General features: G+C 70.7%; 4 protein-coding genes and 1 pseudogene. 2 read left to right on the forward strand and 3 right to left on the reverse strand.

Translation table 11 applies throughout. The features are described from left to right. Window positions 1-926: restriction endonuclease (locus D180_RS04945; RefSeq protein ID WP_017911924.1), on the forward strand; the 926-nt coding region annotated here is incomplete at its 5' end. Between the two features lie 158 nt (window positions 927-1084). Here D180_RS04945 and D180_RS04950 read toward each other — a convergent pair. From D180_RS04950 to D180_RS04960, 3 genes are all read right to left on the reverse strand, one after another. Next, window positions 1085-3073 (reverse strand): SDR family oxidoreductase, encoded by a 1989-nt coding sequence (locus tag D180_RS04950; RefSeq protein WP_017911925.1) that lies wholly within the window; start codon window positions 3071-3073, stop codon window positions 1085-1087. Between the two features lie 276 nt (window positions 3074-3349). Next, entirely contained in the window at window positions 3350-4081 is a 732-nt protein-coding gene (hutC, locus tag D180_RS04955; protein ID WP_026144128.1) for a histidine utilization repressor, read from the reverse strand. 49 nt (window positions 4082-4130) lie between these two features. Next, entirely contained in the window at window positions 4131-5528 is a 1398-nt protein-coding gene (locus D180_RS04960; RefSeq protein ID WP_017911927.1) for a formimidoylglutamate deiminase, read from the reverse strand. Window positions 5529-5591: 63 nt separating this feature from the next. Between D180_RS04960 and D180_RS04965 the strand changes: the two are divergent. Continuing rightward, window positions 5592-6326: pseudogene (locus tag D180_RS04965) on the forward strand (amidohydrolase family protein); the annotation flags it as partial.

Below are 6326 nucleotides of genomic sequence, written 5' to 3' on the forward strand. Positions count from 1 at the left end.
GCGAGAATGAGGCTAGCGCCGGACTGCATGCGCTGGCCGGCCTGCACTGGCGCGATTTCTCCTACATGGTGCGGCGCGCGATGCGCGAACAGCGCGACCTGCAGGACGCCACCGTCGACGAGCACACGAGCCAGGAACCGCAAAGCGACTTCGTGATGACCCGCGGCGAGGCGCGCTGGCTGCTGTCGTGCAAGCACGGCCGGGCCTACCGGATCGGCTCGGCCGCGGTCAACGAACTGGGCGCGGCGGCACGGCTGATGGGCGCGCAGGGCGGCATCCTGATCACCGAGGGCAAGGTGCAGCGCGACGGCATCGCCGCGGCCGAGAAGCAGGCGGTGGAAATCCTCGACGGCCCGCGCATCTGGCCGATGCTCAAGCCCTACCTGCCCAGCGAACTGGAAGACGGCGTGATCGGCGCCAGCCGCCGCCGCGCGCAGCGCCACATTGCCATCGCTGGCCTGGCCTCGCTCGCCCTGGGCGTGGTGACCGGCGTCGGTGCGCTGGCATTGCAGCAGCCCGCAGCGCCTCCGGCAGCCGTGACCGCAACCGCAACGGCGTCATCGCCTACGCCCGCTGCCGCAGCCGCGCCTACGCCGGCCGCAACCACGCCAACGAGCACCACCGCTGCCGCGCCCCAACCAGCGCTGGACGATGCCGGCGACCTGGCCGACCCCGATCCCGCCACCGAACAGCGCAACCGCCAGGAACTCTCCAAGGCCCTGGCCGCCACCCCGGGCGTGATCCGCGGCATCTGGCAGACGCAAATGACCCTGGTGGTCGACCGCAGCGGCGACGACGCCCAGGTGTGGCCGCGCATCTGCCGCGAAGTGGAACGCTACCCGTCCCTGCGCACCGTCCGCATCCAGCTCAACCCGCGCCCGGGCCACGAGGAACCGGTGCGGTGGCGGCAATGTAGGACGTTTTGAGCGGGGATTGGGGAATCGGGAATCGGGAATCGGTAGAGCGGGCTATCGGCACGCGACGAGCATGCACCCGTGACGTTCCTGCCTGACAGGACAGAACCCGCACCGCGTGCAGCCAGCGCTGTTCCGATTCCCTACTCCCCATTCCCGATTCCCAGCTCCTACCAATGGACGCCCCGCATCAACGCAGCAAACGCGATCTGCTCCTGGCTCGGCTTGGTCTCGCGTAGCGCCTTGCGGTCGCCCTTGGCTGCGGCCGAATCGGGGAACAGTTCGAAGGCGGTGTTCATCACCACCTCGTAGGCCTTCGGCGCCACGGCGTTGACCAGGGCGGCGAAGATGCCCAGGCGCGTGGCCACGCGGCTGGGGCGTTCGATGATCGCCTTGACCATCAGGTCGGCGGCCTCGTCGACGCTCAGCGTCGGCACGCTGTCGTACATCTTGGTCGGGGCGATCATCGGGGTCTTCACCAGCGGCATGTTGACCGTGGTGAAGCTGATGCCCTTTCCCGACAGCTCGCCCTGCGCGCAGCGGCTCCAGGCGTCCAGCGCCGCCTTGGAGGCGACGTAGGCGGAGAAGCGCGGCGAGTTGGCCAGCACGCCGATCGAGCTGACGTTGATGATGTGGCCCTTGCGCCGCGCGGTCATGCCCGGCAGCACGCCCATGATCAGGCGCAGGCTGCCGAAATAGTTCAGCTGCATGGTCCGCTCGAAATCATGGAAGCGGTCGTAGCTGAGTTCGATCGAGCGGCGGATCGAGCGGCCGGCGTTGTTGATCAGCACGTCGACATGGCCATGCGCGTCCAGCACGGTCTTGAGCAGGCGGTCGCAGTCGGCCAGGTCCGACAGGTCGGCGGTATAGGCGAAGACCTTGCCGCCCTTGGCGTTCATCGCATCGCGTGCGGCATGCAGTTCCTGTTCGCCGCGGGCCACGATGACGGTGATGGCGCCGGCCTCGGCAACGCGTTGCGCGGTGGCCAGGCCGATGCCCGAGGAGCCGCCGGTGATCAGCACCACCTTGCCGCGGACCTTGCCCTTGAGCGAACGGTCGACGAACAGGTCCGGGTCCAGATGCCGTTCCCAGTGGTCCCACAGGCGCCAGGCGTAGTCTTCCAGCCGCGGCACGGCGATGCCGCTGCCCTTGAGCGCGCGCTCGGTCTCGCGGCTGTCGAAGCGCGTGGGATAGGTGATGAACTTCAGCACCTCGCGCGGGATGCGGAAGTCGCGCAGCAGCATGCCGGTGAAGCGGCGGATCGGCGGCAGGCTGCCGACCGCGGCGCGGATGCTGGAGGGCACGAACGCGAACATGCGCGCGTCCACCCGCAGGGTCATCTCCGGGGCGTGGCCGGCGCGGCAGAACACGTTGAGCACCTCGCCCACGCGCAGCGGCTCGGGGTCGGTGAGGTGGAAGGTGTGGCCGTCGAGTTTGGGCTTGTGCGCGATGTGGTCCATCGCGTCGGCGACGAAGTCCACCGGCACCAGGTTGATCCGTCCGCCCTCGATGCCCAGCATCGGCGCCCACGGCGGCAGCAGCTGGCGCAGCTTCTTGATCAGCGGGAAGAAGTAGTACGGGCCGTCGATCTTGTCGATGGCGCCGGTGCGCGAATCGCCGACCACCATCGCCGGGCGGTAGATGCGCCACTTGATCCGGGTCTCGGCGCGCACCAGCGCCTCGGCATCGTGCTTGGTGCGCAGGTAGGGATCGTCCAGGCCCTCGGCTTCCTCGAACATGTCTTCGCGGAAGATACCCGGGTACAGCCCGGCCACCGCGATCGAACTGGTGTGGTGGAAGATGCCGGCGCCGAGCTGCGCGGCCAGTTCCAGCGCATTGCGGGTGCCGTCGAGGTTGGCGATGCGCTGGTCCTCGGCCTTGGCGGTGAGGTCGTACAGCGCGGCCAGATGGAAGAAATGCTTGACCTTGCCGTGCAGCGCCTTGCGTTGCGCCGCGGACAGCCCGCAGTACTCGGCGCCGACGTCGCCGTGCAGCACCACCAGGCGCTTGGGATCCCAGCCCTGCTCGCGCACCAGCGCATCGAACTTGCGCTGCGACTCCTTGCGCAGCAGGACATGCACGACGCCCTTGCGCCGCATCAGCTTGGCCATCAGGTAGCGGCCGATGAAACCGGTGGCGCCTGTCACGAAATACGTCATGCCGAACCATCCCTCGTTCCGCGGCCACGGCCCCTCGCCCGGCCCCGGCGCTAACTTGCCAGAGTGCGGCGGGCAGGACAAACGCACGCCGGCGTATGGCGAACGTGCGGCATCGCAGCATCGCGCACCGGCGAGGCGACTGCGCGTGCCTCATCATCCGTGCTCGTCGCGCGTCGTGTCGCGTCCTGGAAGAGCGGCGTCAGCCGAGACGGCCTTCCACGGACACCTTCGTCGCGCCGGCGTACGTGAGTTGTCTGCAGTCGCCGCGCGCCGGGCTCAGCGCGCGCCTGGCGAGAACCGCGCGACCAGGTCGTAGGTGTCGCCGAGGAACACCTGGCGCACGAAGGTCACCGCCTGCTCGCCGCGCCAGGTGCGGCGGTCGATCAGTAGACACGCGGTGCCGGCCGGCACCTGCAGGCGCGCCGCCTGCGCGGCGCTGGCCCCGACCGCGCTGATGCGGTGTTCGGCGCGGGTCCACGGCACGTGCTGCAGCAGCCAGCTGCCGGGCACGGTCACCGCGAAGTCCATCTGCAAGGCCTCCGGCACCGCCACCGGATTGATCACCCGCTCTTCCAGCGCGAACGGACGGCCGTCGGCGTAGTGCAGGCATTGCAGCGCCAGCAGGCTGCCGCCCGCGGCGACCTCGGCCTCCTGCGGCAACGCCGCGCGCGGCGCGCGCTGCTGCCGCTCCAGCAATTCGAAACGGTAGGCATGGCCGCGCGCGGCGACCTCGACCGGGATGTCCGGGATTTCCAGCGCCACCTGCTCCATGTGCGGATGCGGCCGCGCCACGAAGGAACCTGCGCGGCGTCGGCGCTCGATCATGCCGGCGTCGGCGAGCAGCGCCAGCACCTTGTTGACGGTCATCCGCGAGCAGCCGTACTGCGCCATCAGTTCGTGCTCGAACGGAATGCGATGGCCGGGCGGCCACGCGCCGCTGCGGATGTGCGCTTCGATGTCGCGGCGGATGCGCTGGCTGAGCGGCAGCGTCGGCGCGGCCGGCGTCATCGGCAGTTCGTGCCGCGGCAGGCAGCGCACAGCGCGCGCGGGTCGCGGCTCATACGTCCAGCAACCGGGTCAGCGCACGCGCGTAGCGGGCGGCGACGCCCTCGCGCTGCAGGTGGCGGCCCTCGCGGACCAGCGTACGCCCGTGGCGCCAGACCGAACGCACCGCACCGCCGCGCGCGGCGAACAGCCAGCTGTCGAGCCAGGCGTCGCCGTCGCGCGCCTGCAAGGCCGGATGCGCGGCGTCCAGTTCGACCAGATCGGCCGGGGCGCCCTCGCACAGACCGTGTTCGACACCGAGCGCCTGCGCCGCGCCCTGCGCGGCGGACTGGAACAGCAGGCGGCCGCTGGACAGCGCGGTGTCGCCGGTGAGCACGTTGCGCCCGCGCAGGCTCAGGCGCTGGCCGTACTCGAGCAGGCGCAGTTCCTCGGCCGCATCGATCAGCACATTGGAGTCGGAGCCCACGCCGAAACGGCCGCCGGCGCGCAGGAAGTCCTGCATCGGGAACAGGCCGTCGCCGAGGTTGGCCTCGGTGATCGGGCACAGCCCGACCACCGCGCCACTGGCGGCGATGCCCTGCACTTCCGCGGCGTCGACGTGGGTGGCGTGCACCAGGCACCAGCGCGCATCCACCGGCGCGTGCGCCAGCAGCCACTGCACCGGGCGCTGCCCGCTCCAGGCCAGGCAGGCGTCGACCTCGCGGGTCTGCTCGGCGATGTGGATGTGCACCGGGCCGTCGCACAACGGCAGCAGCGCCGCCAGTTCGTCCGGGGTGACCGCGCGCAGGCTGTGCGGGGCCAGGCCCAGCACCGCGTCGTCCAGCCCCTGCAGGGCACGGCGGCTGCCGTCCAGCAGTGCGGCGAAGCCGTCGACGTCGTGCAGCAGGCGCTGTTGCGCCGGGTTCGGCGCGGCGCCGCCGAAATCGGCATGCGCATAGAACACCGGCAGCAGGGTCATGCCGATACCACTGGTCTGCGCCGCGGCAGCCAGACGCTGCGCCATCTCGGCGCGGTCGGCGTAGGGCCGGCCGTCGGCGGCGTGATGCACGTAATGGAACTCGCCGACCCGGGTGAAGCCGGCCTCGAGCATTTCCACGTAGGCCTGCTCGGCGATGGCCTGCAGATCGTCGGGGCTCAGCCGCTGCAGGAAGCGGTACATCAGCTCGCGCCAGCTCCAGAAGCTGTCGCCGCTGCGCCCGCCGATCTCGGTGAGCCCGGCCATGCCGCGCTGGAAGGCGTGGCTGTGCAGATTGCCCAACCCGGGCACCACGATGTCCAGGCATTGATCGCCCAGGGCTGCGGCCACGCCGTTCTCCACCGTGGCGATACGGCCGCCGCGCACGCCGATGCGCACGTCGCGCGCCCAGCCCTGCGGCAGCAGCGCGTGCGCGCACCAGAAATCGCCCGATCCCGCGTTGCCGCTGGCCTGCTGCTGCGCCTGGGTCTGCACTGGACACCCTCCATCGACCACAATATTGTATATACAAAATAACCGACGAGCCTGCCCGTGACCATGCCCTGCGACACGCTCTGGCACAACGCGCACCTGATGACGCTCGACGCCGAGGACGGCGGCCTGGGGCTGGTCCACGACGGCGTGGTGGCCTGCCGCGACGGCCGCATCGTCTATGCCGGCGCCGCCGCGCAGTTGCCCGGCCCGCTATCGGCGCAGCGCAGCATCGACTGCGACGGGCGCTGGATCGGCCCCGGCCTGATCGATTGCCACACCCACCTGGTCTATGCCGGCAACCGCGCCGGCGAGTTCGAGCAGCGCCTGCTCGGCGCCAGCTACGCCGACATCGCCCGCGCCGGCGGCGGCATCGTCTCCACGGTGCGCGCCACCCGCGCCGCCGACGAGGACGCCCTGCTCGCCGCCAGCCTGCCGCGACTGGACGCGCTGCTGGCCGAAGGCGTGACCACCGTGGAGATCAAGTCCGGCTACGGCCTGACCCTGGACGACGAACTGCGCCTGCTGCGCGTGGCGCGGCGCCTGGGCGAGCTGCGCCCGGTGGCGGTGTCGCCGACCTTCCTCGGCGCGCACGCGGTGCCGCCCGGCGCCGAGGCCCAGGCCTATATCGACGAGGTCTGCGAGCGCATGATCCCGGCGGTCGCCGCGCAGGGCCTGGCCGAGGCGGTGGACGTGTTCTGCGAGCACCTGGCGTTCACCCCGGCGCAGACCGAGCAGGTGTTCCAGGCCGCGCAACGCCATGGCCTGGCGCTGAAGATCCACGCCGAGCAACTGTCCAAC

Origin of the sequence: Xanthomonas sp. SHU 166, from assembly GCF_000364685.1 — a bacterium.
Taxonomy (GTDB): domain Bacteria; phylum Pseudomonadota; class Gammaproteobacteria; order Xanthomonadales; family Xanthomonadaceae; genus Xanthomonas_A; species Xanthomonas_A sontii.

Bases quoted from the DNA above. Each gene is read 5' to 3' on its own strand.
- D180_RS04950 (WP_017911925.1), bottom strand. From the start codon at position 3,073: ATGACGTATTTCGTGACAGGCGCCACCGGTTTCATCGGCCGCTACCTG.
- hutC (WP_026144128.1), bottom strand. From the start codon at position 4,081: ATGACGCCGGCCGCGCCGACGCTGCCGCTCAGCCAGCGCATCCGCCGC.